Origin of the sequence: Clostridium sp., from assembly GCF_050717635.1 — a bacterium.
Classification (GTDB): Bacteria; Bacillota; Clostridia; order Clostridiales; family Clostridiaceae; genus Clostridium_AD.
Window position 1 is genome coordinate 1 of record NZ_JBOITO010000036.1, and the last position, 25,396, is coordinate 25,396.

26 protein-coding genes and 2 riboswitches are annotated in these 25,396 nt (G+C 32.6%); of the genes, 5 read left to right on the forward strand and 21 right to left on the reverse strand.

The features are described from left to right. Window positions 1-522: 522 nt before the first annotated feature. Window positions 523-1,167 (forward strand): MtnX-like HAD-IB family phosphatase, encoded by a 645-nt coding sequence (locus tag ACREWB_RS16180; protein WP_431548497.1) that lies wholly within the window; start codon window positions 523-525, stop codon window positions 1,165-1,167. A gap of 12 nt (window positions 1,168-1,179) precedes the next feature. After that, complete coding sequence (locus tag ACREWB_RS16185; protein ID WP_431548498.1) at window positions 1,180-2,241, forward strand: iron-containing alcohol dehydrogenase family protein; 1,062 nt, start codon at window positions 1,180-1,182, stop codon at window positions 2,239-2,241. A 46-nt stretch (window positions 2,242-2,287) separates the two neighbouring features. Here the strand turns inward: ACREWB_RS16185 and ACREWB_RS16190 are convergent, their stop codons facing one another. Next, entirely contained in the window at window positions 2,288-3,715 is a 1,428-nt protein-coding gene (locus tag ACREWB_RS16190) for an alpha-amylase (protein WP_431548499.1), read from the reverse strand. Window positions 3,716-4,233: 518 nt separating this feature from the next. Continuing rightward, entirely contained in the window at window positions 4,234-4,836 is a 603-nt protein-coding gene (locus ACREWB_RS16195; RefSeq protein ID WP_431548500.1) for a DUF2284 domain-containing protein, read from the reverse strand. Window positions 4,837-5,035: 199 nt separating this feature from the next. On the opposite strand from ACREWB_RS16195, the gene ACREWB_RS16200 reads away from it, so the two are divergent. Continuing rightward, a complete protein-coding gene (locus ACREWB_RS16200) occupies window positions 5,036-5,632 on the forward strand; it encodes an HAD family hydrolase (RefSeq protein WP_431548501.1) in 597 nt (198 codons plus the stop codon). 66 nt (window positions 5,633-5,698) lie between these two features. Continuing rightward, a complete protein-coding gene (locus ACREWB_RS16205; protein ID WP_431548502.1) occupies window positions 5,699-6,064 on the forward strand; it encodes a YopX family protein in 366 nt (121 codons plus the stop codon). A 179-nt stretch (window positions 6,065-6,243) separates the two neighbouring features. Here the strand turns inward: ACREWB_RS16205 and ACREWB_RS16210 are convergent, their stop codons facing one another. The 19 genes from ACREWB_RS16210 to ACREWB_RS16300 all read right to left on the reverse strand — a co-directional run bounded on the left by ACREWB_RS16210 (window position 6,244) and on the right by ACREWB_RS16300 (window position 24,083). After that, window positions 6,244-7,014, reverse strand: a complete 771-nt coding sequence (locus tag ACREWB_RS16210; RefSeq protein WP_431548503.1) for a cobalt-precorrin-6A reductase — start codon at window positions 7,012-7,014, stop codon at window positions 6,244-6,246. 1 nt (window position 7,015) lies between these two features. Next, window positions 7,016-7,750, reverse strand: coding sequence for a precorrin-3B C(17)-methyltransferase (cobJ, locus tag ACREWB_RS16215; protein ID WP_431548504.1), 735 nt, complete (start codon window positions 7,748-7,750; stop codon window positions 7,016-7,018). A 22-nt stretch (window positions 7,751-7,772) separates the two neighbouring features. Next, window positions 7,773-8,816, reverse strand: coding sequence for a cobalt-precorrin 5A hydrolase (cbiG, locus tag ACREWB_RS16220; protein WP_431548505.1), 1,044 nt, complete (start codon window positions 8,814-8,816; stop codon window positions 7,773-7,775). Then, window positions 8,776-9,525: a precorrin-4 C(11)-methyltransferase gene (cobM, locus tag ACREWB_RS16225; RefSeq protein ID WP_431548506.1), complete on the reverse strand. Its 750-nt coding sequence runs from the start codon at window positions 9,523-9,525 to the stop codon at window positions 8,776-8,778. Before cobM ends, cbiG begins: the two co-directional genes overlap by 41 nt. Window positions 9,526-9,561: 36 nt before the next feature. Then, a complete protein-coding gene (locus ACREWB_RS16230; RefSeq protein WP_431548507.1) occupies window positions 9,562-10,227 on the reverse strand; it encodes a cobalt-factor II C(20)-methyltransferase in 666 nt (221 codons plus the stop codon). Between the two features lie 14 nt (window positions 10,228-10,241). Then, window positions 10,242-10,802: a precorrin-6Y C5,15-methyltransferase (decarboxylating) subunit CbiT gene (gene cbiT, locus ACREWB_RS16235; protein ID WP_431548508.1), complete on the reverse strand. Its 561-nt coding sequence runs from the start codon at window positions 10,800-10,802 to the stop codon at window positions 10,242-10,244. Between the two features lie 9 nt (window positions 10,803-10,811). Further along, window positions 10,812-11,414: a precorrin-6y C5,15-methyltransferase (decarboxylating) subunit CbiE gene (cbiE, locus tag ACREWB_RS16240; RefSeq protein ID WP_431548509.1), complete on the reverse strand. Its 603-nt coding sequence runs from the start codon at window positions 11,412-11,414 to the stop codon at window positions 10,812-10,814. 15 nt (window positions 11,415-11,429) lie between these two features. Further along, window positions 11,430-12,509, reverse strand: coding sequence for a cobalt-precorrin-5B (C(1))-methyltransferase CbiD (gene cbiD, locus ACREWB_RS16245; protein WP_431548510.1), 1,080 nt, complete (start codon window positions 12,507-12,509; stop codon window positions 11,430-11,432). Window positions 12,510-12,547: 38 nt separating this feature from the next. Further along, on the reverse strand, window positions 12,548-13,174 hold the full coding sequence (locus ACREWB_RS16250) for a precorrin-8X methylmutase (RefSeq protein WP_431548511.1): 627 nt from the start codon (window positions 13,172-13,174) through the stop codon (window positions 12,548-12,550). Between the two features lie 16 nt (window positions 13,175-13,190). Beyond that, window positions 13,191-14,507, reverse strand: coding sequence for a cobyrinic acid a,c-diamide synthase CobB (locus ACREWB_RS16255; RefSeq protein WP_431548512.1), 1,317 nt, complete (start codon window positions 14,505-14,507; stop codon window positions 13,191-13,193). After that, the gene (locus ACREWB_RS16260) at window positions 14,504-15,340 is read right to left on the reverse strand and encodes a sirohydrochlorin cobaltochelatase (RefSeq protein ID WP_431548513.1); all 837 of its coding nucleotides are present in this window, start codon (window positions 15,338-15,340) and stop codon (window positions 14,504-14,506) included. Before ACREWB_RS16260 ends, ACREWB_RS16255 begins: the two co-directional genes overlap by 4 nt. Before the next feature lie 17 nt (window positions 15,341-15,357). Then, window positions 15,358-16,626, reverse strand: a complete 1,269-nt coding sequence (hemL, locus tag ACREWB_RS16265) for a glutamate-1-semialdehyde 2,1-aminomutase (protein ID WP_431548514.1) — start codon at window positions 16,624-16,626, stop codon at window positions 15,358-15,360. Beyond that, a complete protein-coding gene (hemB, locus tag ACREWB_RS16270) occupies window positions 16,619-17,596 on the reverse strand; it encodes a porphobilinogen synthase (protein WP_431548515.1) in 978 nt (325 codons plus the stop codon). Before hemB ends, hemL begins: the two co-directional genes overlap by 8 nt. A 9-nt stretch (window positions 17,597-17,605) precedes the next feature. Further along, window positions 17,606-19,066 (reverse strand): uroporphyrinogen-III C-methyltransferase, encoded by a 1,461-nt coding sequence (gene cobA, locus ACREWB_RS16275; protein WP_431548516.1) that lies wholly within the window; start codon window positions 19,064-19,066, stop codon window positions 17,606-17,608. 50 nt (window positions 19,067-19,116) lie between these two features. Further along, window positions 19,117-19,989, reverse strand: a complete 873-nt coding sequence (hemC, locus tag ACREWB_RS16280) for a hydroxymethylbilane synthase (RefSeq protein WP_431548517.1) — start codon at window positions 19,987-19,989, stop codon at window positions 19,117-19,119. Next, window positions 19,958-20,638, reverse strand: coding sequence for an NAD(P)-dependent oxidoreductase (locus tag ACREWB_RS16285; protein ID WP_431548518.1), 681 nt, complete (start codon window positions 20,636-20,638; stop codon window positions 19,958-19,960). Before ACREWB_RS16285 ends, hemC begins: the two co-directional genes overlap by 32 nt. Next, window positions 20,596-21,792: a glutamyl-tRNA reductase gene (gene hemA, locus ACREWB_RS16290; protein ID WP_431548519.1), complete on the reverse strand. Its 1,197-nt coding sequence runs from the start codon at window positions 21,790-21,792 to the stop codon at window positions 20,596-20,598. The genes ACREWB_RS16285 and hemA overlap by 43 nt, the downstream gene beginning before the upstream one ends. Before the next feature lie 39 nt (window positions 21,793-21,831). Further along, window positions 21,832-22,899, reverse strand: a complete 1,068-nt coding sequence (gene cobT, locus ACREWB_RS16295; RefSeq protein ID WP_431548520.1) for a nicotinate-nucleotide--dimethylbenzimidazole phosphoribosyltransferase — start codon at window positions 22,897-22,899, stop codon at window positions 21,832-21,834. Between the two features lie 135 nt (window positions 22,900-23,034). Further along, window positions 23,035-23,200, reverse strand: a riboswitch (cobalamin riboswitch). Between the two features lie 49 nt (window positions 23,201-23,249). Next, on the reverse strand, window positions 23,250-24,083 hold the full coding sequence (locus ACREWB_RS16300) for a GHMP family kinase ATP-binding protein (protein ID WP_431548521.1): 834 nt from the start codon (window positions 24,081-24,083) through the stop codon (window positions 23,250-23,252). Between the two features lie 149 nt (window positions 24,084-24,232). Next, window positions 24,233-24,415: riboswitch (cobalamin riboswitch) on the forward strand. 193 nt (window positions 24,416-24,608) lie between these two features. Between ACREWB_RS16300 and cbiQ the strand changes: the two genes are divergently transcribed. Then, window positions 24,609-25,385 (forward strand): cobalt ECF transporter T component CbiQ, encoded by a 777-nt coding sequence (gene cbiQ / locus ACREWB_RS16305; RefSeq protein WP_431548522.1) that lies wholly within the window; start codon window positions 24,609-24,611, stop codon window positions 25,383-25,385. Window positions 25,386-25,396: the final 11 nt, after the last annotated feature.

The window sequence follows — 25,396 nt, forward strand, 5'->3', positions numbered from 1 at the left end:
CCTCAGTTTTGCTATTAACCTTATTGTTCCCACATCCCGCTAATGATCCTACAACCAAAGTTGACATCATAGCCATAGCAATAATTTTTTTAATTTTTACCATTTTTCTTCCCCCTTAATATTATAATGAAGATTTTAAAACTATTCATATATTATTTGACAAGCAAACGGTTTATGCAACCGTTTGCTTGTCCTTATTTTACTATTACTTTACTTATATGTCAAACACTTTTTTTAAATCTTTTTCTTTATATATATATTGCTAATAACCCATAATATCTTTCCATTTTCATTGATTGTATTATAGAACTTACACATCTTTTGTTATATAATAATAGTGTTATATTATTAGCGCCTATAAACATCTACTCTTATTTATTTAGTTACCATTAATGCAAACGCATGCACCATATTACAAATGATTATAACACAATGAATACGACTCATTTACAAGTATTTATTTTACTATTACTTTACATAATATTATGCAAGCTAAAATAAACCTACGAGGAGATTAAACTAATGAAAGATTTTGCATTTATATCTGATTTTGATGGAACACTTACTAAGAAAGATTTTTATAAGATATTATCAGAAGCCTACTTAAAAGAAGAATTTTTACCAATATTGGAATCATGGAAAAATGGAGAAATGAAAGATAGAGAATATTTAAGCTATGTTTTTAACAATGTAAAAAGAAATGAATCTGAAATTGATGAAGATATTTTAAATATTCCCTTTGACCCTTTTGCTAAAGAATTTATTGAAAAGGTCAAAGCTGCCGGCGGAGACTTTATTGTAATAAGTGCAGGCACAAGTTATTACATAGATAAAATATTAGCCAAATATAATATAGAAGGAGTAGATGTTTACTCCAACAAAGGAATTTATAAGGATAATGGAATTTACTTTGATTTAGATGAAAACGATGAATTTTATTCAGATCGATATGGCATAGATAAATTAATTGTGGTTGAAAAACTAAAAAAGAATTATAAAAAGATATTCTATGCTGGTGATAGTGGACCTGATCTTAAACCTGCATTAGTATCAGATGTAGTTTTTGCTAAGGGAAACCTTCCGGAACTGTTGAAAAAAGAAAATAAAGAATTTATAGAATTCAAGGATTTTTCAGAGATTTGGAATAAATTAAAAAAACATTTATAAGGAGGTAAAAATATGAAAGCAAACACTCACAGGATAAGTATTCCTACAATTCTAGAAGTAGGAAAAGGAAATATTAGTAACGTAGGAAACTTACTTAAAAAATCTATGTTTCAAAAGGTTTCAATATATTTCGGCGAAGGTATAGAGGATTTATTTGGAGATTCCATAAGATACTCTTTAAAAGAAGCCAATATTGAGATTTCAAATACAGAAACTATATCAGATATAAGCTTTGAAAAAATCAGTATAAAAGCTTTTGAAATACCCCACGATGTTGAGGCACTAATTGGAATCGGTGGTGGAAAAGCTATAGACGCAGTAAAATATATGAGCTTTTTAAAAAAAATGCCTTTCATTAGCATTCCAACTTCAACCTCTAATGACGGTTTTTCAAGCCCAGGTGCATCCCTTTTAGTTAGTGGAAAACGTATGTCCCTTTTAGCTAAAACGCCTTATGGCATAATTGTAGATATTGATGTAATTAAAGGAGCACCTGAAAAATTTATATACTCTGGAATTGGAGATTTAGTATCAAACATCACTGCTCTCTATGACTGGAAATTTGAAGAAGATCACGGGAAAGCAATTATGGATGACTTTGCAACCATGATTTCCAAGAAAGCTGTAAATAGTTTTGTACGGACTGAATTCAAGACTATAATGGATGATTTATTTTTAAAAGAGCTAGTTGATTCATTAACTTTAAATGGTATCGCTATGGAAATAGCAGGGGATAGTTCCCCTGCCTCAGGCTCTGAGCATCTAATTTCCCATGCTTTAGATAAAATTCTAGAGTTCCCACAGCTTCATGGCATACAAGTTGGTATGGCAACCTATATTATGTCTAAGATACAAAACCACAGATTTGAAAGAATCTCAAAGGTATTAAATGAAACAGGTTTTTTTGACTATGTTAAAACACTAAAAATGAAAAAAGAAGATTTTAAAAAGGCTATAGATATTGCACCTTCAATAAAACCTAGCAGGTACACTTATATTCATGTTAAAGAAAATAGGGAACTTGCAAAAAAATTTATTGATGAGGATGAAACATTAAATTCTATTTTAATATAAACAAAAGAGAAATTAATTTACTAATTAATTTCTCTTTTGCTTTTCTTTAAACAATACACCAAACAGAGTATGAATTCCCATTAACTGTGAAAATACCGTTACCATCATCAGCTATTTTGATTTTTCCTGGAACATTGCAAGTTATATCTATAAATATCTTACCCGAAAATTTTTCTCCAACAAACATCTTCTTAGAACCACCATTATATAAATTAGAAATTAAGGAAGCTAATCCATTTTCTCTTGTCCATCCAACAACATGTGCATCATCAAAATAATCATGCTGCCACCCATAAGCAAAATCTTTTCTAGCCTTTAATAACTTATCTAATTTATCTTTTAATGGAGCTATATTATTACTTGGCAAGCCATAATAATCCCCAAAGAAAACACAAGGTATCCCTTCTTGTCTTGTTAAAATGAAAGTATATGCTTGCAGTTTAAATGAATTGTCTACCCAAGACTCAAGAGATTGTCCAGGTTGAGTATCATGGTTATCCACAAATGTAACTGAATTTTGAGGATAACAACTTATTAAGGTATTTGACATTAACCCCCTTAAATCATAGTTTTCTTTTCCATTTGCTGCTGAACAAAAGTTATAATGAAGTGGTACATCAAAAACATTAAATATATGGTGAGTATTCTCAACATACTTTTTTAAAACTTTTAAATCACCACTCCAATATTCTCCTACTGTAAAAATCTCTTTTTTTGTAATCCTTCTTATATCATTGATCCACTTTGTAAAAAATTCATACTTTATATGTTTTATTGCATCTAACCTAAATCCATCAAGATTTGCTATCTCACTGTACCATAATCCCCACTTTAAGAGCTCTTCATATACTACAGGTGAACTAAAATCTAGATCTGTAAGCATAAGATAATCATAGTTTCCATTTTGTGTATCCACATCTGAATTCCAGCACTTACCATTCGAAGCAAACTCATATATGGCACTTTCTTTTTTATTCTCATCCCAATCTACCCCATCAAAATGTTCGGAGTTCCATTTAAAATCAGAGTACTTATTATTTCTTCCGGGGAAGGTAAACACAGTCCATGCCTTTATATCATATTCTTCAGATATTTTATTATTTCGATTTGTTGGCTCCACTTTAACTACCTTTACCCATTCAGTGGCATCTGCTCCCCCCTTTTGATTAACAACTATATCTGCTAATATCTGAATGTGGTTTTTGTGAGCCTCTGCTATTGCTTCTATGTATTGATCTTTTGTTCCATATTTAGTTCTAACGCTTCCCTTTTGATCAAATTCTCCAAGATCATATAAGTCATAAACACCATATCCCGTATCGTTAATGCCACCTGCACCTTTATAGGCTGGTGGTAACCAAAGTGTATTTATACCTACATCCCTTAATGCTTTACTTTGTTCTTTTAAAAAATTCCAGTGTTTACCATCTGTTGGCAGGTACCATTCGAAAAATTGCATTATAGTTCTATTCATATAAATCCACTCCTCTTATTTGTCACTTGGCAATATAAATGTTAATTTTAATATTTACACTTCTATATTATATAACTTTTTTCACAAAAAATTTATAGTAGCCAATTTATATATATATATATAAATTGGCTACTAAGCAAACCCTAATTCGATTTTCATTTTACTAATATTAATCTTTCCTTTCCATTGCAGTTCTACCAATTACACTAACACTGATCTTAAATTATTTTTGTTGACTATAATTGAAACAATTTGGATAATGTACTTATTTATTGAATCTTGAATCTTAAATCTTGAATCTTAAATCTTAAATCTTAAATCTTAAATCTTAAATCTTAAATCTTAAATCTTAAATCTTTTCAAACCCTTATAACTTCTTAAATCAAAAATTATTTTATAACCTAGATTATGAATTAGGATTTGCGGGAAGAATTATCTTCTTCTTGTATATATAATAACATAGAAAAACAATGTTGTAAAGATATATTTTGAATATTCAGATAATATTTTTATGTACTTTAAGAATCAATTATTCCCTTTAATTTCTGGAGTAAAAAGTTACTTTTACCCTCTGAGACAAATCCCATTATTTTAACTATATGAAGGGGTTCTTCACCTGCAGTAGACCACATAAGTTTCTCTTCAAAAAGCTTTTCAATAACATCTCCCAGCATTATGCCAAGCCCCGTAATACAATACACCCTCTTTTTCGGGTTCTTACAACCAGAATGGATAGTACAAATATCACAAGCTGTGCAGTGTCCTGCATTTAAGAAATCTATATCATATAAATCTGAAACTTTGTACCCTAAGGTATTCATAAAGCTGTAGAGTATTTTTTGAATCAGGTCCGTTTTACCTTGTACCGACGGAGCATCAACCTGTGATGTTTTGATTTTGCAAAACAATAATATAAATGTTTTATCTTTTAAAGCATCAGATGCTATAGGCGAAAACGGAGGGCACCCACCATTGGTATTGTAGTTTGTACATCCTTCCTTACACCACTGTCTTACCTTATCTATGTTTAAGGATAAGTCACTATAATTAAATGAATCATATTTAATCTCTAAATTGTAGTTATTATTTTCATATGAATAGTTTTTTGAAGTAGTTTGCATTGTACACCTCTTAAGTTTTATATTTAATAACTTATTATAACATAGCCTAGGACATGATAAAAAAATATTTAACATGACTATTTCGTAAAAAAGGAACAGTCATTAACAATTGATTTAATCATCAATTTATATTAGAATGTAATTAATAGCTTGTATTGCTTATATAAATAAGTAAAAGCAAGTAACTAGGAGGACATAAATGGTTAAAAGCATAATTTTCGATATTGGAAACGTATTATTACAATTTAAACCTCTAGATTACCTTAAAGCGATTTTTAATGATGATAAAATTGAAACCCTTGTTTACAAAGAAGTTTTTCAAAGTAATGAGTGGATTAATCTGGATAGAGGAATATTAACTCAAGACGATGCTATAAAGGCAATATCACAAAGGAATCCTAATTACAAAGTACATATTAAGAAATGCATGGATAACTGGATTGACATACTTACACCTATTGAAGGTACAGTACATATTGTAAATAAACTTAAAACAAATGGTTATAAATTATATCTCCTTTCAAATTTTCATTCCTTAGCCTTTGAAAATATTTATTCAAAGTATGATTTCTTTAAAAATTTTGATGGCGGAGTAATATCCTATAAAGAAAACCTTCTAAAGCCTGAAACCGAGATATACACTAAACTTCTAGATACCTATGGTTTAAAGGCAAAAGAATGTTTATTTATTGATGACACCTTATTAAATACACAGGCTGCAGATAGACTTGGTTTTAATACCATCCATTTTGACAATTGTGAAACACTAAAAAAAGACTTAAATAAATTTATTTAATGATGCCACCCCCATAAAAATTGGGAAAACATACTATATTAATAAATAGAAAGGACGGTACCTTAAATGAGACAATTAAAATTTAAAGCTTGGGAAAGTAGCAAACATCAGATGCATAAACTACAAGGTATGACTTTTGATGCAAAAAGTTCCATTCCGGCTGACCTAAAGCTTCCTGGTTTACCTTGGAGACCCATTCAAGAATATGAATTGCTACAATGGGTATATTTATCCGATAAAAATGGAGTTGACGTATACGAAGGCGATTATATTAAGATTTCATCCACTGTATACAATGTAGTTTGGGATGAGTGCATAGTGAATTTTATACTTCAAGAATTAGAAAACACTTCAACTCGTAGTATTATTGATGTAACACTGGGAGATATAGTTGGCAATAAATTTGAAAATGAAGATTTAAACAATAAATAATAAATCTACCACTGCTTGTTTTGATTATGCTATTTTATCCATAGATTTAATTGTATTTTTATTTATTAGCAGTGGTTTACATTTAATAATCCTGAATTCATCTTGTATGTCTAATGCATCAAATAAATCTTCCGTGTACTCTACAGGAAAATGTTATAAATAAACAAAAAAACTTATAACTAAAGTGTTATTACCTTCTTAATATATCCAACAAGTTCGTCTTCATTATCAAATGAATTTTCATAGGTCACCTTACTCCTCTCTATTACAAAAGCAGTTATACCTAAATCAATTGCAGTTCTTAACTTTTCTTCTGTACCACCTTGCACCCCACTATCTTTTAAAATAATTGCCTTAGCTTCATATTCTTTAATAAAACTACAATTTAAATCATAGCTAGTGGGGCCTTTAATTGCTATGATGTCCTCAACTGCAAGTCCTAGGGAAAAGTATTCCACCATAACTTCTATGGATGGAAGCACCCTATGAACTATTCTATTTTCTATGCCAAGGTCCATAAGTTTTTTTATATTTCTACTTCCTGTAGTGTTTAGTATGGTTCCTTTGATATTTGTAAGCGCTTCTAAAAGCTGTTCATACCCGCAAATTCTAACTATTTCCTTATGATTCACAAATTTATCAATAACAGAAGGTCTCTCATATCTAATATAATCAAGATTGTGTTCTGTACATAAATCCATTAGTGTCCTTGTAATTTGAGTTGCATACGGGTGTGAAGCATCCACTACTACACTTATATTATTTTCTTTAAAAGCTTTAGCTAGGCTTACTTTATCTAGTGGAGCCGTATTTAAAACCTTATATTTATAATCCTTTAAAAGTTCTCCCCCATAAGAGGTGGCGGTTGAAATAAAAATATCTTCTGTAAAACTATTTAGTAGAGATAATATTTTTTTACCTTCCGAGGTTCCCAAAAATAATGCTATCATATTACTCAGTGCCTGCAGAGGAATATCCTCTAGGAGTTATAAATTTACCATTTTTACTATAGCTTTGACTATTTCCTATAATAACTATGGAAAACATATCAACTACACTTTCATCAAAAGTACCTAATGTGAATATCCTAACTTCTTGTCCATCTCTTAGTGCATTTTTAACTACAGCTACTGGGGTTGTTTGTTTCCTATGTTCAGCAACTAAATCTATACATTCTCTTAAATACTGTGGTCTTCCCATACTCCTTGGATTATATAATGAAATTACAAAATCTCCTTCTGCTGCAAGTGAAACTCTCTTTTTTATTAAATCATAAGGAGTCATAAGATCGCTTAAACTAATATTACAATTATCATGCATTAGAGGAGCTCCAACCACTGATGCAGCTGCAGAAGACGCTGTAACTCCAGGAATTACTTCAACTTCCACATTGTCTATTGCATTTAACTGAAGTATTAATCCAGCCATGCCATATATACCTGCATCTCCTGTGCTTATTATGGAAACAATCTTATTTTCTGCCTCTTTTAATGCATGAGTGCATCTTACTTCTTCACCTTTCATACCAGTGGAATAAAGCTCTTTACCCTCTAAAAGTGGTTTCATAAAATCAATATATTTATTGTAACCTACTACAACTTGGCTTTCTTCTATAGCCTTAATTGCCTTTAATGTCATATGTTCAAGCCCACCTGGTCCTATGCCTATTACGTATAATTTCCCCACGTTATCCCTCCATATATTATTGCTATTTATTTTGTATTTCGCCTATGCAAATTGTCATGCCCTTGCAAGCTATCTTTTCTGTTAGGAGCGTACCCTTACTTAGTTCAACACAAGGTTCACAAACTGCTCGAACTCCAATAGTTTTTTCTACGAAATCACTTCCAGTATAATTGTGCTGAACTTTTTTAATTTCTTCTAACCTCCATATATTAAGTTCACTTTCAAAATATTTATTAAGTTCCAAAATAGCAACTTCATTTCTTTTTACCACTACAGTAGTTACAATTTTAATGGATCTAATATCTACATTATAATGATTTAATATGCTTAAAACACACTCTCTCATTTTAACTACCGAGAAGTTTTTTTTACATCCTATTCCAAGCACTATATTTCTTCTTATTAATTTCAGACTTTCCTTGAATCCTTCTGTAACTTTAAGATTCTTTTTATTAGTAACATATACAAGCCCTTCTGCCACTTCAGTACTTGCTTCATACCCCTTCGGAATAGCAATTTCGCTAGCTTCATCTATAAAGGCTATTTTGCCTCCAGCTACAAGCTTTGCTGCAATAATTTTTGCATTTTTCAAATCATCTATGACTAAATGGTTGTCTCTTGCAATGATATCTGGTGCTATAAGTCCAAGGTTATCCGTAGCCGTTGTAATTACAGGCAAAGCCTTTATACACTTTGCCACCTTTAAAGTGAGCTCATTTGCTCCCCCTAAATGCCCACTAACTAAGCTAATAACAAAAGAACCTGTTGAATCAATTACTAACACTGCTGGATCTGTAGCCTTGCTTTTCAAATATGGAGCTATAGCCCTAACTGCGATACCAGTAGAACTTATGAATATAATAGCTTCATAATCTTCCATGAGCTTCTTTGTTATATCACCTAAATTGAAATCAGATATATGATTTTTGGAAAAAGGGGTTATATTGAAAACCTCACTTAACCTTTCACTAATTTCATCTCCTTGATTTGTAACACTGACAACAGCAATATTCATATAGCCCTCACTATTTTCCTTCCCTAAACATATGAGTAAAACTTTTATCATAAAGTAGACTTTTCTCATATTCGCAATCTATGAAGTCTCCAACTAATATTTGTGCACACTTAGTTATATTTGCAGCCTTTACCTTTTCAGAAATATCATCTAAAGTTCCTATTATGCATCTCTCATCTTCCCATGTTGCTCTTTCTACCACAGCCACTGGAACATTTCTCCCATAACCGCGTCTAAGTTTTTCTACCACCTTGTCTATCATTCCTATGGATAAAAATATAGCCATAGAAGCTCCTATTTTAGCTAAATTCTCTAAATTTTCTCTTTCAGGCACTGGAGTTCTGCCTTCTACTCTAGTAAGTATAACTGTCTGCGTTACACCTGGCAGAGTGAACTCTTTTTTAATTGCTGAAGCAGCAGCGGAAAAAGAACTTACTCCAGGAATAACTTTAAAATCTATATTTAACTTATCTAGTTCATCCATTTGTTCTTTTATTGCTCCATAAATAGCTGGGTCTCCAGTATGAAGACGAACTACCATCTTGCCCGTATCTTCAGCCTTTTTCATAACTAGTAGTACATCCTCAAGTGTCATTGATGCTGAGTTATGCACTATAACGCCTTCCTTGCAAAATTCGATATGTTTATTAGTAACTAAGGACCCTGCATATACAACAACATCGCATTTAGTTAAAATATCTCTTCCTTTAACCGTTATTAAATCCACATCTCCAGGACCTGCTCCAATAAAATAAACCATAATTATTCCTCCACTCAATATCTATATTGTATTTAATTATTTTCTATTTGCTATAATCAATGACATATACTCTCTACTTTTTAGTATATCCTCTTTATTTCTTATAACCTCTTGGCCTTCTCGACCAGCTTTTTTCACATATACATAATCAAAGCCTTTTTCCTCAAGCACATTTATAACCTCTTCTTCTACTTTATAAACCTTCATAATAACTAAGAATTTTTCAGCTCCTATATTATGAATATTGCTTGCAGGCATAATAAGAAGCGGCTCATCTCCAATAACAAGAGGCTGCTTTGCAAGGCTTGCACAGGCACAAAATGAAGTAATTCCTGGAATAGTTTCAGTGTCAAATCCCTGCTCCTCTATATATTTTAAAAGGTAAATATATGTACTGTAAACAAAAGGATCGCCTATTGTTAGGAAGGCTACATTCTTTCCCTCTTTAAGTTTTTCCTCTATTGCTTTAAATGCTTCATATATCTTTTGTTCCTGTTCTTCTCCACCCATAGGAAAGTGTTTAATCATTATTTCAGAATCTTCTCTAATGTAATCCTCTGCCGTCTTATGTGCTATACTTTTCCCACCCTTTTTAGCACTAGGTGCAACAATTACATCACACATCTCTATAATTCTAACGGCCTTTAATGTTAAAAGTTCCTTGTCCCCTGGTCCAATCCCTACGCCATATAATTTGCCCATTTATTTCCTCCTAACTATTTTTCAGCTGTTACTATAAATATTGGATTGTTTGCAAAAAGCATAAAACTTTCTCCCTTTGTTTTGCTTATAGAAACTTGAGTGCAGCTTACAACAAAACCAATTTCTTTTAGCACTCTCATAGCAGTATATAAATTATCTATAGTTATAAAATTTAAAACCATTGTACCCTTTGCTTTTAGTTTTAAACTATACTCTCTAATTATTTTCTCAAGATTTCCGCCACTTCCTCCAATAAATATTGAATCAAAGCATCCGTTAATTTTACTTATAACCTCTAATGCCTCACCCTCTATAATAGTTAAGTTATCAGCTTTAAATTTTTCCACATTTTTATATAATACCTCTAATGCTTCCAAATCTTTTTCTATTCCCACAACTTTACCTTTACCACATTGTCTACTCATTTCTATTGTGACGGATCCACTGCCCGCTCCAATATCTAAGGCTAAGCTATCTTCCTTTAAATGAAGTTTTGCAACACTTAAAATTCTTACCTCTTGCTTAGTCATAGGGCAATTTCCTCTTATAAATTCATCATCTCTAATATAGTCCATTATTTTCACCTATAGCCTTTCAATTATGACCACGCATAAATCACTAAATTTAGTATCTATAAATTCTTCTGGCATTCCAACTGTTATTTTTTCATCAGGATAAGATAAATTTTCACCAATGTATACCATGGTTTTAATATTAGAATCGCTTAAGGATTTACAGATAACCTGTGGTGTATTTTTTTTATCAGTAAGCCAAATTGAAGTATTATTTTCTTTAACCCGCTGTATAAAATCTTCCTCTCTCCCATGAAGACTTGAGAGGTAACTGCCTTGCCAAGATTTATTTAATTTAGAAATTAAATATTGAAAGGAGCTAATACCAGGCACTACTTCAACGTTCCCACTATAACTCCTATTTATAAAATCTGTTATACCATAAAAAGAAGGATCTCCAGAAGCTACAATACTTATATACTTATCCATATTTTCTTCTGCATAAGATATAACTTCCGCAAGGCTCTTAACTATTTTCTTTTTTTCATAATCAAAGTCTATGCTTTTAAGAGCTCTTTCAAAGCCTAAAATAACGTCTGAATCCTTTAGTACCTGAACTGCTTTGGGTAAAATATAATCACTACTACCTGGTCCAAGACCAACTATAAAAAGCATGCTATCCTTCCTCTCTTAAGTCGCATATAGTACTCTAGGTGTGGTTGTTCCGACGAACATTGTTACTTCAGCTAGCACTTGTCCATAGCAGTATTGTCCCATTCTATTTTTAGCTTTTTTTGCTATTTCCTCGTATATCTCATTGTACCTATTACCTAAAAGCTTAACTGCGCCTTCAGTGGTTTTTTCTGCGTAAGTCTTTTGCACAAGTTCCCTAGGAGCACCTGCAAGTGCAAGTTCTAAGGCAATAACCTCTAATCTAACATCACAAGTCCTACTATGAGTATTAAAGCAACCAGCTGATATTTTGCTAAGCTTTCCTATATGACCAACTAATAAAACGCTATTAACCTCTTTCTCCATACAACTGTTTAGTGCAACCCCAATAAAGTTAGATATCATAACAATTTTATTCTTATTATGACCTAGTCTTATAGCCATTTCCTCACCTATATTACCAAACACAAATATTAAATCCACATGCCCAGAAGCAACCTTTTGGCAGATTTCAAGATGTATGGAATCTTTAATTGACTCCTCAGACATAGGGGTCACTATTCCCGTAGTACCTAGTATAGATAACCCTCCAATGATATTTAGCCGTGGATTAAAGGTTCTTTTAGCAACTTCTTCACCTCTAGGAACGGATATTGTTATTTCTACTCCCATTTTCTCTGGAAGCACACTTTTAACTTCTTTTTCTATCATAAGTCTAGGTACAGGATTTATAGCAGGTTCTCCATTTTTAACGTACAAACCTTCACCTCTTACTACCCCTACACCCTTGCCACCTTTTAACGTATATCCACCTTGTTTCTTTTCCGCTCTTGCCCATATTTCTAACCCATGGGTAACATCTGGATCATCTCCACCATCTTTTATAATGCAACACTCAACATAGTTCTCAAAAATATTGATTTTTTCTATAGTAAGCAAAAGTTCTATGCCTTTTGGTGTATCTATTTTAACTTCTTTAATGCCCACATTGTTGTACAACATATAAGTAGCGGCTTTTGCTGCAGCAGCAGCGCAAGAGCCTGTGGTATATCCGCATCTTAACTTTTTACCATTGCTGTTAACAAATATATTTAACATAACACAATCCCTCGCTTTAAACAGTACTCCACTGTTTTCTACCTCTTAATTAACATATAAAGAAGAGCATTTACTATGGACGCTGCAACTGAACTACCACCCTTACGGCCTCTTATGGTTATCATTGGTATTTCTAGTTTTTCTATTTCAATTTTTGACTCCTTTGCACCTACAAAGCCAATTGGAGCTGCCACAATAAATTTTGCTTTTGATTTACCCTGCATTATAAGCTCATTAAGCTTAAATAGTGCTGTTGGAGCATTTCCAAAGACAAAAAATTCAACACCTTCCTCCACTGCTTTTTCAAGGGCTGCCATAGATCTTGTAATTCTCTTTTCCAAAGCAATTTTTGCAACTTCTTCATTACTCACATAACAAACAACCTTACAATTTAATTCTGATAATGCTTTTTTATTTATACCTGCAAAAGCCATATTTGTATCAGTATAAATCGTAGCTCCATTTTTAAGAATTTTAAGGGCTGCATCTATTGCTCCTTCTCTTATGTAAACTAAGTCTTGATATTCAAAGTCTGCAGTTGTATGAATTACCCTCTTAATAATTTTTAATTCTTTTTCTAAAAAGTTATGAGTCTTCATTTCACTGCCTATTATTTCAAAACTTTTATTCTCAATATCCATGGGAACTTTAATATAATCTTTCATTTTATATCACCCTTAGTTATTTATTTTTAAATAAGAAATTTTCGAAAAACTCCATACAACCGAAAAAGTGAATATGTGCATACACAGCTTTGGTATTATTTTTAATATAACCACACTGCCACTCTTTAATAGCATCATTGTACATAGTTTTAGTTAGTTTAAATTCTTTTTTCTCATCAAGCTCTACATAGGATTTATGAAATTCATGACAGTTTATTTCCATATTCTTCTCTCCATTTTGAACATTAAGTTTTGCATATCCAAAGTTCTGAAGTTTTTTTGTCATATGTGACTCTCCACTAAAGAAACCAACTGTAGGAATTCCATCTATAGCTTCACTAAGATACATCAGCCCTCCACATTCGCAGTAGCAGCTCAGTCCGTTTAAAAGCGCAGTTTTAATGCTTAAAAGCATAGATCTATTGAGACTGAGCTCTTTTGCAAATACCTCAGGGTACCCTCCTCCAATATATAAAAAATCAATATCTTCAGGAAGTTTACTATCCACTAAGGGACTAAAGTAAATAATTTCTCCTAGCTCTCCTAGTAACTCTAAATTTTCTCTGTAATAAAAACTAAACGCATTATCTATTGCTACCGCTATTTTCATACCTTTGTTATGAACATGAAATTTATCCTCATATCCATTATTGTCTTTAAAACATTTTATTAATTGATCTAAATCAACGCTTTCTTCCATAAGTTGGCTACAAAGTGTAACTTTATAATCTAAATCTTTAATTTCACTACTTTGCACAAGTCCTAAATGTCTACTCTTTAAACTAAGCCTTTCATCTTTTGGTACATAACCAAACACCACTATATTACAGTATTTTTCTATAGAACATTTTAAAAGTTTGAAATAGCTTTCACTTATATTATTTAAAATAACTCCAACTATATTTGCATCCTCAAAATTCATAATTCCATTAATTTCAGCACATAGTGTTGCACACTGAGCCTTTGGAGATATTATTAACACAATTGGAAGATTTAAAGTTTTTGCTAAATGAGCTGTAGAGTACTCTGTGGTTATACCTTTACCATCATAAATCCCCATAACTCCTTCAATAACACCAAGTGATTTTTCACTTGAATCTTTGATTCCCCTGGTAAAGCTTGCCTTAACCCCTTCTTCTCCCATTAAAAATAAATCTAAATTTCTTGAAGGCTTAGCAGTAACATGACTATGAAATGCTGTATCAATATAATCAGGACCAACCTTATAGCCTTGAACCGAGTATCCTTTATTAATAAGAGCCTTCATAAGCCCAAGAGTTATTGTGGTCTTTCCACCTCCACTGCTATTTGAAGATATAACTATTGTTTTCATTTACTCACCTTTTTTGTTTTTCCAAGGCCTTCGTATTTATCTTCTATAACGTCTTTAATATGTTCTAAATATATTTCTTGAAATTTTGGAATTTCTCCTAGCCCATGCAAATATATATTAACTTTGATTCCACTATCTTGTAGAACCGTTTTCCAGGAATCCTTTTCATCACTTGCCATGTCATTTTTAGCATGATCTCCTGCAACGAGCATTAGAGGACTTAAATTAACTTCCTCTATTTTATCACTCTTAAGTTTTCTAATAACATCTTGGAGGGTTGGGTATCCTTCCACTGTTCCTAGATAAACGTTTTTATACCCATGATCATTGAATACACTTTGAAGACATGAGTAGCAAGCATTAGCATGATGTATTGTTCCATGCCCCATAAAAACCACAGCTTTATCTTTAGGTATAATCTGATCTATTGAATCCACTAAAATCCCATAATCATCAGGTCTTCCCTCTTCTTCACCTTTATAATACAAGGCTGGTCTGCCTAGTCTTATATTTTGAAAGGCATTTCTATTTTTAAACCTATGTACTACCCCTTTAACATAATCGTACTCGACGCCAGGTATTAGATGCAGTGGCTGAACTATAACCTCTGAATATCCCTGCTTCATTAACTTAGTCAAAGCTTCTTCTGGTGTATCGCAGGTAATTCCATCTCTCTCTTTAAGAACTTTTATTACCATATGAGATGTAAATGCGTATCTAACATCATAATCAGTAAAGGTTTCCCTTACTCTTTCCTGAATTCTTTCAATAGTTACACTCCTAGTATCTGCGTATGTTGTTCCAAAACTTACTACTAATATTGCACTTTTCATTTTTCACCCCTGCTATATTAAAATTTCCGCATAACATCCAAGAATTTCTCAATATCATCCTTGGTATGCTTTACACTTAAAAATAGTGATTCAAATTGTGAAGGAGCAATATATATTCCATTACTTATCATATGTTTAAAGAATTTCGCGAAAAGCGCAGTATCACATTTTTTTGCATTCTCATAACTTTTAACTTCGCAAAGCTTCGTAAAGAATATTGTAACCATGGATCCACATCTATTTACAACTATAGGAAGATTTTTTTCCACTGCTATTTTTTCTACACCAGTTTGAATCATAGCACCTAAGTCCTCAAGTTTTTCATAGTAACCAGGATTATCATAAAGGTCCTTTAGCGCTGCATATCCAGCTGCCATAACTACAGGATTTCCAGACATAGTTCCTGCTTGATACACTGGTCCCATAGGTGATAGCATTTCCATGATTTCTCTTCTTCCACCGTAAGCCCCACAAGGCAATCCTCCACCCATAATTTTTGCATAAGTTACAAGGTCAGGCACTATTCCATATAAACTGGCTGCGCCCTTATAAGCAACTCTAAAACCACTCATCACTTCGTCAAAAATTAGTAAACTTCCATTTTCCTTACAAATCTTATTTAACTCTTCTAAAAATGCTTTGCTAGCTGGTATAACTCCCATGTTTCCTGCTACCGGTTCAATTATTACGCAAGCAATATCATTTCCATACTTTTTAAAGATATTTTTAACACTTTCAATGTGGTTGTACTCTGCAACAAGAGTGTTTTTAATACTGTCTTCTGGCACCCCTGCACTTCCTGGTATCCCCTCAGTTAGAACACCTGAACCAGCACTTACTAAAAATCCATCAAAATGTCCATGATAACACCCAGCAAATTTAATTATTTTATTTCTTCCTGTATATCCTCTTGCAAGCTTAACTGCGCTCATGGTAGCCTCAGTTCCAGAGTTAACCATTCTTACCATGTCCAGTCCATCTAAAGTGGTGCACATATGTTTTGCAAGCTTTAGTTCAAGATTAGTAGGAGAACCAAAAGCTATGGCCTCCTCACAGGTTTCTTTAATTGCTTTTACAATGATTTCATTACAATGTCCCATCATCATAGGACCCCAAGCACAAACAAAATCTATATATTTGTTTCCATCCTCATCATATATGTAGGCACCCTTCCCGCTTTTGATTACAGGAGGATTTATATCCACATCTCTAAATGCCCTAACAGGACTGTTTACTCCACCAGGCATATATTTTTTCGACTCATTAAATATATCTAAATTACTCATTTGTATCCTCCCTAAGCCATTTGCTAGCTTCTAATGCATAATATGTGATAATCATATCCGCTCCTGCCCTTTTAATAGAAAGCAACATCTCTAGTGCAATAGCTTTTTCATTGATGAGTCCAAGCTTTGCACCTGCTTTAACCAAAGCATATTCACCACTAACGCTATAAGCAGCTATTGGAACATCACTTCTATCTCTAGCCCATCTTATAACATCTAAATAAGATAGTGCTGGTTTGATCATTACAATATCTGCGCCCTCTTCAATATCATATTGAATTTCTGTCATAGCTTCTCTAATGTTTGCAGGATCCATTTGGTAGGTTTTCCTATCTCCAAATTGTGGCGCTGAATTAGCTGCTTCTCTAAATGGGCCATAAAAAGCTGAGCAATATTTTGCGCTATAGCTCATAATAGGAATGCTATCATAACCATTTTTGTCAAGTAAATTTCTTATAGCTAGAACTCTGCCATCCATCATATCAGAAGGAGCTATCATATCCGCTCCAGCAACTGCGTGAGATAATGCAATCTCTGCAAGATACTTTAGTGATTTATCATTATTAACACCGCCCTTTTCAACAATTCCACAATGACCGTGACTTGTGTATTGACACATACACACATCTGTAATAACTAATAAATTACTTGTAATTTCCTTTATAACTCTAACAGCCCTTTGAACTATTCCATCAGAATCAAAAGCTGAAGAAGCTATTTCATCCTTATGCTCTGGTATTCCAAAAACCATTACTCCTCTAACTTTGCAATTCACTATCTCTTCTATAACCTCATGCAATCTATCCAATGAATAATGATAGCATCCAGGAAGGGAAGATATTTCTTCTTTTATATTTTCACCCTCAACTGCAAATATTGGATAAATAAAATCATTTGATGAAATTACTGTTTCTCTAACTAAATCTCTTGTAGCACTTTTACCTCTTAATCTTCTATTTCTATTAAACATATTAACCTCCTAATTTAACTCTAAAATTTTGCTTATAATTCCGTCTTCGCTATACTCCTTGCAAACAAATGGATTTATTCCATTTAGTTCTAATTCCTTAGCTGTTATAGGCCCAATTGCCACAGATTTTTTCTGCACTATAGCATCAAGTCCTACAAATTTAATCATATTTTTCACTGTGGAAGGGCTTGTAAATATAACTATATCCACATTTCCAAATGCATTTACATCTGTTAGTTGTCCACAGATTGGCTCATAAATATGAACCTTATCAACAATTGCACCATATTCCCTTAATTTATCAGAAAGATAAGCTCTAGAATGTTTTGAACATGGAATCAAAATTTTATCTTTTGGTTTAACCTTAGCACACAGTTTATCGAACAAATCCTCAGCTACAAACTCTTCTGCAATAGTATCTGGATTTATTCCTCTATTCTTTAAGCATCTTTCAGTTGCAGATCCAATCACTGCAATTTCCCCTTTTAAGCTTCTTATGTCAAGGTTGTTTCCCTTCATGTAATCAAAAAATATATTTACAGCGTTTACACTTGTAAATATTATGTGCTCATACTCACCTAACTTATTTTTTACACTATCAAGCTGAGTGTCACTGCTTTTTATTTTAATAGAATTTATCTCAGTTACTTCCGCACCCAAATCCACAAGTCTTTCATTTATAGATTTTGATTGTTCCACAGAACGAGTAGTACATATGTTAAGCCCAAATAGAGGCATTTTTTCATACCAATTCAAGTTTTCGCCTAGTGTGACTACCTCTCCAACAACTATAATACAAGGTGATGTAAATAATGCTTCCTTTACTTTTGATGCAATGTCCTCTAACGTCCCTACAACTTTTTTTTGTTTTGCTGTTGTTCCCCTCATTACTACTGCACAAGGAGTTTCTATAGATTTTCCTGAATTTATTAAATTCCTAGTAATACCGTAAAGATGATTTAGGCCCATTAGGAAAATTAAAGTACCATTAAGACTAGATACACCTTCCCAGTTGATATTTAACTTTTCTGCACTCATGCCTGTAAATACATGAAATCCTTGAGAAAGTCCTCTATGAGTAACTGGAATTCCAGCATAACTTAGCACGGAAATAGCAGAGGTAACTCCTGGGATAACTTCAAAATCAATTCCTTCTTTGCAAAGTCTTAACGCTTCTTCTCCTCCACGTCCAAATACATACGGGTCTCCACCTTTTACTCTTCCTACTATATAACCTTCCTTTGCAAGGGTTACTAACATTTCATTTATCTCATCTTGGCTTTTATAATGACACCCTGGCTCTTTACCACAATAGAAAACTTTACAACCCTCATCTAAATGTTTTAATGCATTTGCACCTGCCAGTCTGTCATACATTACCGCCGTACATTTTTTTAATACACGAACCGCTTTAAGCGTCATTAATTCTGGATCTCCAGGACCTGCACCTATTAGATATACTTTTCCCATATTTATCTCCTTTTCTTTTAATCTCTAGTTTACTGCTTAAACTAGAGATTTTATCCTAGTAAAATTTTTTCAGCTAACTCTTTGCCCAGCTCTAAATACCTTTCACTAGGCCCCGTTATATCTTTTTTCACAAGTTTTGCGTTTAAACCAAAAACCCCAACAATATGCATTATGTCTCCTTCGAGTTCTGCATAGGCAGCAATGGAAGAATCACACCCAGCTTCTAATCTTCTCATAAAACTTCTTTCTGCCTCCACGCAAATTCTTACCTCTCGGCAATCAAGACCTCTAAATATTTCTGCATGTGGGCTATTTGAAACAACTTCAACGCATAGAGCACCTTGTCCAACAGCTGGAACAACTTCACGCGGATCAAAATAATTTGTAATAACATTTTCTATATTTAACCTCTTCAGTCCCGCTGAAGCAAGTATTATTCCATCTAATCCTTCTCTTTCTATCTTATCTATTCTAGTTAAAACATCTCCCCTTATAGGAACCGTAACTATATCAGGCCTTAAAAGCTTAATTTGAGCAGATCTTCCATTGCTACTTGTCCCAATTTTAGCCCCATTTTTAAGTTCAAAAAAACTTATACCCTTTGGCGAAATAAACACGTCACGCACATCTTCTCTTGTAGGAGTAGCCGCTATTTCAAAAGCTTCATTTATCTCACACGGCACATCCTTCATACTGTGAACTGCAGCATCTGCCCTTCCTTCCATAAGGGAAAGCTCTATGTCCTTAACAAAAATCCCCTTGCCACCTATGTCATTAAGGGCAATGTCAAATCTTTTATCTCCCTCAGTTTCAACAATTAATTTTTCAGAGCATATATTGTATTTTTCCACAACTAAATTCATAATCCACTCTGCTTGAAAAAGGGCTAACTTACTCTTTCTTGTAGCAATTTTTAAATTCAAAATCTTCCCCTCCATAAAACATATTTAAAACACTTTCATGAACTCCCTTAGAATAAAAGAACATAAAATCTTCAGAACAAACAAAATCCATAAATTCATTTTTGTGTTCTAGTTTCTTTACTTTTTCTCTTAAATCGCTTACATACTCAGTAAAATCATCATAATCATTAAGTTTGTCTTCAATAGAATTTGCAATTAAAATTGAGGCTTTTGGATTTCCTGCCTTTGTATGAATACTAAATGATAAATTTTTCATTTGTCTTTGTATAGGATTTATAAAAAGTCCATCTTTAAAATTAGAACAATCTAAATATAATTTGTAATTTTTTTCACAATCCCCTTTAATATTTGCATTGTATGCCTTATCATCCACTGCAATTACAACTAAATGCATATGGTCTATATAACTTTTCTTATAAACGGCTTTTATTAACTCAACATTATAGAAGTTTCTTAAGTCATTAAAATTAGGATTAAATTCTTTTGATACCACCGTAACATTACATCCTTTTTCAGCAAAACTCTTACACTTTATAAAACCCGCTCTTCCGCCTCCAATAATTACTACTGAAATTTTATTAGAAAGAAGTGATATAAATGTATAATCTAATTCTTCGGATAAAATATCCTTTCTACTATTCTTAGACATTCATCAGCCCTTCCCTTCAATTGTTCTTCTTTAAGAACCTCAATTGCTCTATTAATGTAGGCATCAGAAGTACTTTTAAGTAGTGTCATAGCAAGTTTCTCATTGTCTTTTGAGTGTTGTTTATGCTTAAAACTCTCATATCTAGAATAATAAATCATTTCCCCTGATTTTAAAAGCTTCTTTATGTGAGGGCCTATTTCTCTAAGTTCCTGCCACTCTATGAAATCACCTACATATTTTTCAATTATATATTTGTTATTTTGCATTAGTTCACTTCTTTTTTTTCTATTTTCATCATCAATAGCGCTTATTTTATCTATATCATAAACCACAATGTTAGTCATAGTTAACACCTGCTGCTCCACATCTCTTGGAAGCGCAAGATCATATATTATAAGTTTTTTATCTGGAAGATCACTTTTTAATACCACAGGGTGAGGTGCTGAGGTACAACATATAATGCATTCTGCCTCACTATAATAATTATTTTTCGCATCAAAGCTTATTATTTTCACCCTGCTATCTATCACTTTAACATTTTCAACATTTCTTACTGCAATATAAAGCACGTCAAAATCACTGCTCAAAATATAATTTAAAGTTAATGCTCCTACATCCCCAAAGCCAAGAAGCATAAATCTTCGTATTCCACTATTTATAGCTTGCTTCACTACAATTGATGAAGATGATACTGGAATTTTATAAATTTTAGATTTATCCCTAAATTTTTTACCGCAAGTAATGGCAATCTGAAATAATTTCTGCAAATCACCATTCACTCCATGAACCTTTTCAGAGCCTTCACTTGCACGCTTAACTTGTCCTAAAATTTGGTCTTCTCCTAAAATTTTAGAATGGAACCCACAAACTACTTCCATCAAATGTTCGTAGGCTCTTTTCTCTTTGATGTGAAATGTATATTTTATAAGTTTTAAATCCCAATTTAAAATTCTAAAAATTTCTTCTACTATGGTGTCGTCATATTGTACTGAATTAAAATATATTTCAGTTCTATTGCAAGTACTTATTATAACTACCTCATCACAAATACTTAAGACACTTCTTGTACACTCCTCTAGATGCTTTGGTATAATTGAAAGTTTCTCTCTTATTTCAACTGTACTATCGCTATGTAATCCAATAAGCTGTATCATTTATTCATCTCCAAATTCACTCATATCTTATGGTAGTTTCTACCTGATGTCCACGTAGAAGTCTTTAATTAATTCTGCTTCCCGAAAGGTTGCCATGTTATTTATAGTATAAAGTGCTGCTTCTATTACATTAAACGCCAAAGCACATCCTGACCCTTCTCCAAGTCTCATATTTAGATTTAACATGGGGGTAAGGTTTAATTCCTTCATCATGTAAATAGCTCCTGGTTCTGCTGACAAATGAGAAGGAAACATGTACTCTCTCGACAGAGGATTAATCCTACAGGCACATAATGCAGCAGATGATGCTATAAATCCATCTATAACAATTGGAATCCTAAAGCTTGCTGCTGCTAAGAAACATCCACAAAGTGCAGCAATATCAAAACCTCCAACCTTAGCTAATACATCAAGTACATCATTTTTATCAGGGGAGTTTACTTTTATTGCTCTTCTAACTACACTCTTTTTATTTTCATATTGCGCCTGTGTAAGTCCCGATCCTTTTCCCACTACTAAATCTGAATCTATACCTGAAAGCACACTAAGCACTGCTGCTGAAGTTGTTGTATTCCCTATGCCCATTTCTCCAGTTCCCAAAAGATCATATCCTGATAAAGACAATCTTTTTACTGTTTCTATTCCAACCTCTATAGCCCTTATTGCCTCACCTCTAGTCATAGCAGGCCCAATTGCCATATTTTTAGTTCCATAAGCAATTTTTTTATTAATTATACCTTTATTATCAAAATCAGCATTAACTCCAACATCTACCACTGTTATTTCTGAATTTGCATAGGTTGCAAGTTTACACACCCCAGTTATATGTTTTGTAAAATTATTTGTGACAGTGGCTGTAGTATTTTGAGGGCATGCACTTACCCCTTCTTCTATTACTCCATTATCCGCACACATAATTATAATATTTTTCTTTCTTATACTATTAATTGTCTTTCCAGTAATACCTGTTAACTTAGCTGCAATTTCTTCTAATCCACCTAAACTTCCTATAGGCTTTGTAAGATTATCTATTCTTTCCCATGCCTTTAAAACACAATCACTATATAGCGGTTTTATACTTTCTATTGTTTCCTTTAACAGATTCATACATTTTTCCTCCATTTTTAAGTCAAAAAAAATAATACCCCTACCAAAAGATAGGGGTATAATAATCCTTATTATTTATAACAAATTAAAATTTAACAAAAAAAGGATACTTACGCCACTACCCTTCCCTCCGAAGGATTAGCCTAACTTATGGCAGGTCTCCTGACTTACGTGTCTCTCTCCTCCAACCTTCCCAGCTTTTTAGCCAGTGGTTAGGATTTGTCTACGTATACAGTAGCGGGGGCTGTAGCATTATTGCTTTCCCTTTTAAACATTTAGTACCATAAATTTTCTATTTAATTATAGATGAATTATAACTTAAATCAATTAAAAGTACAAGCTTATAATTATTATTTACAATTAACTATTGTCTTTAGAGCATATTTTTTATATCCAAGAATTGATGTTCCATAAGTCAATTCCCGTTTCATACTAATATTTTCGTTATAGATTATTCCTAGGAGATCTCCACTATGTGCACCAATAATCCCAATCCCACCAGTATTCATTTGTATTTTCTTAACGATTGGTAAAATATCATAATTTAATCTACATTGATTTCTAAATATACTTTCAGATGAAATCTTCGCTAACTTGTCTATATTTCCTTGGCTAATTGCGTGTTTTAAATTTGGGATAAGATCTTCTATATCTGCTAAATCAGATTTTACACTTCTATTAAATCCAACAGTATCAATAACCTTTTGACCCTCAAATACAAGCACATTAAATTCTAGATAACTACCTAAGCGCTCCTTAAATTTTCCGTTTTTATAGTCAAACAAAGTCATTTCAGGGAAAATTATACTATCTGTTGGCTCAATATTAACAGTATGATTAATTAGCTCCTGCTCGTTATATTCCCTTTTAAAAAGCTTTAGTAAGGACAAATAAAGAGCAGTTATGTCTGCAGTGCTACTGGCAAAACCTTTTCCAATTGGAATTTCAGATACAATTTTTATATCCAGTTCATCATAACTGCGTATATAGCCCCAACTTTCCAAAATGTTTTTCATAAATCTTTTACACTTTGGATATTTATTTCTATGAACTGGCAAATAGCTTTCAAAAACCATTACACTAGTATATAAATTAACAGGACAGGACAATATAAGTTCTTTTCCATATGCTCTCCCCTGTATTATTTCCCCTAGACTTCCAGGATATCTTTGTACTACCTTCATATATTTTTCTCCAATCTTATATAATAATGTCTAAATTATAGTTGTTGTTTAAATGTATATCAACAATTTTCTTAAATGATTTTATTGTTTGAGTTACAAAATATATTGTTGACACTAATAACTAACTGATGTAGAATCAAAATATAATTAAATAGTAAACTTATATAGGTTTAATCTTTATCGATTAATTAAAAGGGAATCAGGTTAAAATCCTGAACTATCTCGTAGCTGTAATAGATGAATTTAAGTACATTATGCCACTCGTAACCGGGGAAGGCGTCCTTAAATAATGATTCTTGAGTCAGAAGACCTGCCTATATTTTTGTACCACAAACTCTACGAGTGATAGGGGAGGTTCTTACAATTAAAATTTGTTTGTTGATTTTATATAACTAAACATATTTTTCAATCGTTTCCTTCTAACTTTTAGTTAGGAGGCTTTTTGTTTTGTAGATAAAACCATTACAATAGTTATTATTTTATATTATTCCAAGATACTTACATAAGGTGAAAAGGAGCTGTAAAATGGGCGAATGGATTGCAATTGATTTTTATGCTTATAATTCTAAAATTAGACACTGGAATTCTACTTTTAAAGTATCCTTTTCTGTTCTGACACTTATTCTTTGTATTGCATTTGAAACCCCCTATGTATCTATTATTGTCATTATTTCAATGGCTTACCTAACCATTGTAAAAGGAGGCCTCCCATCAAATGAATACTTGTCAATAATGGCTATTCCAATCGTCTTTATCCTCCTTAGCACTTTTACTATTGCTATTGATTTTTCAGTTCAGCCAATGGGTCAATATAACCTGTATCTTGGTTTCTGCTATGCGTTTACTTCTATGGCAAAGCTTAAGGAAATGGTATTTTTGATTCTGAAAGTTTTTGCAGCTATCAGTGCCCTACAGATGATGACACTGTCAACTCCATCATCTGAAATTATATATGTGCTTAGAAAGGCACATGTACCAAAACTTATTGTAGAACTTATGAACCTCATTTATCGTTACATTTTCATTTTAATAGACGTCTACACTAAAATGAAAAACTCCGCAGAATCCCGCCAGGGCTACTGTGATTTTAAAACTTCCTGTTATACATTTGGAAGCATTGCAAGCAATATGCTTGTTATTTCGCTTAAAAAGGCAAGCACATATTATGATGCTATGGAGTCTAGATGCTATGATGGAGACCTCATATTTTTGGAGGAAGATAAAAAAGTGGAAACAATACATCTTGCATCTGCGGTAGGATTCATATTTCTGTTGATTCTTATTTGGAACTTTACAAGATAGAAAGGAGTTAT

What these genes read in the sequence shown, in the direction of transcription:
- ACREWB_RS16195 (WP_431548500.1), bottom strand. Translation starts at nt 4,836, where the DNA reads ATGCAAACTACTTCAAAAAACTATTCATATGAAAATAATAACTACAAT.
- cbiG (WP_431548505.1), bottom strand. Translation starts at nt 8,816, where the DNA reads ATGATAAAAGTTTTACTCATATGTTTAGGGAAGGAAAATAGTGAGGGC.
- hemA (WP_431548519.1), bottom strand. Translation starts at nt 21,792, where the DNA reads ATGATACAGCTTATTGGATTACATAGCGATAGTACAGTTGAAATAAGA.
- ACREWB_RS16255 (WP_431548512.1), bottom strand. Translation starts at nt 14,507, where the DNA reads ATGAAAACAATAGTTATATCTTCAAATAGCAGTGGAGGTGGAAAGACC.
- hemB (WP_431548515.1), bottom strand. Translation starts at nt 17,596, where the DNA reads ATGTTTAATAGAAATAGAAGATTAAGAGGTAAAAGTGCTACAAGAGAT.
- ACREWB_RS16200 (WP_431548501.1), top strand. Translation starts at nt 5,036, where the DNA reads ATGGTTAAAAGCATAATTTTCGATATTGGAAACGTATTATTACAATTT.
- ACREWB_RS16205 (WP_431548502.1), top strand. Translation starts at nt 5,699, where the DNA reads ATGAGACAATTAAAATTTAAAGCTTGGGAAAGTAGCAAACATCAGATG.
- ACREWB_RS16285 (WP_431548518.1), bottom strand. Translation starts at nt 20,638, where the DNA reads ATGTCTAAGAATAGTAGAAAGGATATTTTATCCGAAGAATTAGATTAT.
- cbiT (WP_431548508.1), bottom strand. Translation starts at nt 10,802, where the DNA reads ATGGACTATATTAGAGATGATGAATTTATAAGAGGAAATTGCCCTATG.
- ACREWB_RS16300 (WP_431548521.1), bottom strand. Translation starts at nt 24,083, where the DNA reads ATGAAGGTAGTACAAAGATATCCTGGAAGTCTAGGGGAAATAATACAG.
- hemL (WP_431548514.1), bottom strand. Translation starts at nt 16,626, where the DNA reads ATGAGTAATTTAGATATATTTAATGAGTCGAAAAAATATATGCCTGGT.
- ACREWB_RS16180 (WP_431548497.1), top strand. Translation starts at nt 523, where the DNA reads ATGAAAGATTTTGCATTTATATCTGATTTTGATGGAACACTTACTAAG.
- cbiQ (WP_431548522.1), top strand. Translation starts at nt 24,609, where the DNA reads ATGGGCGAATGGATTGCAATTGATTTTTATGCTTATAATTCTAAAATT.
- cobM (WP_431548506.1), bottom strand. Translation starts at nt 9,525, where the DNA reads ATGGTTTATTTTATTGGAGCAGGTCCTGGAGATGTGGATTTAATAACG.
- ACREWB_RS16190 (WP_431548499.1), bottom strand. Translation starts at nt 3,715, where the DNA reads ATGAATAGAACTATAATGCAATTTTTCGAATGGTACCTGCCAACAGAT.
- ACREWB_RS16250 (WP_431548511.1), bottom strand. Translation starts at nt 13,174, where the DNA reads ATGAAAGATTATATTAAAGTTCCCATGGATATTGAGAATAAAAGTTTT.
- ACREWB_RS16210 (WP_431548503.1), bottom strand. Translation starts at nt 7,014, where the DNA reads ATGATAGCATTATTTTTGGGAACCTCGGAAGGTAAAAAAATATTATCT.
- cbiD (WP_431548510.1), bottom strand. Translation starts at nt 12,509, where the DNA reads ATGTTAAATATATTTGTTAACAGCAATGGTAAAAAGTTAAGATGCGGA.
- cbiE (WP_431548509.1), bottom strand. Translation starts at nt 11,414, where the DNA reads ATGCTTTTTATAGTTGGTCTTGGACCAGGTAGTAGTGATTATATTTTA.
- cobA (WP_431548516.1), bottom strand. Translation starts at nt 19,066, where the DNA reads ATGGGAAAAGTATATCTAATAGGTGCAGGTCCTGGAGATCCAGAATTA.
- cobT (WP_431548520.1), bottom strand. Translation starts at nt 22,899, where the DNA reads ATGAATCTGTTAAAGGAAACAATAGAAAGTATAAAACCGCTATATAGT.
- ACREWB_RS16260 (WP_431548513.1), bottom strand. Translation starts at nt 15,340, where the DNA reads ATGAAAAGTGCAATATTAGTAGTAAGTTTTGGAACAACATACGCAGAT.
- ACREWB_RS16230 (WP_431548507.1), bottom strand. Translation starts at nt 10,227, where the DNA reads ATGGGCAAATTATATGGCGTAGGGATTGGACCAGGGGACAAGGAACTT.
- ACREWB_RS16185 (WP_431548498.1), top strand. Translation starts at nt 1,180, where the DNA reads ATGAAAGCAAACACTCACAGGATAAGTATTCCTACAATTCTAGAAGTA.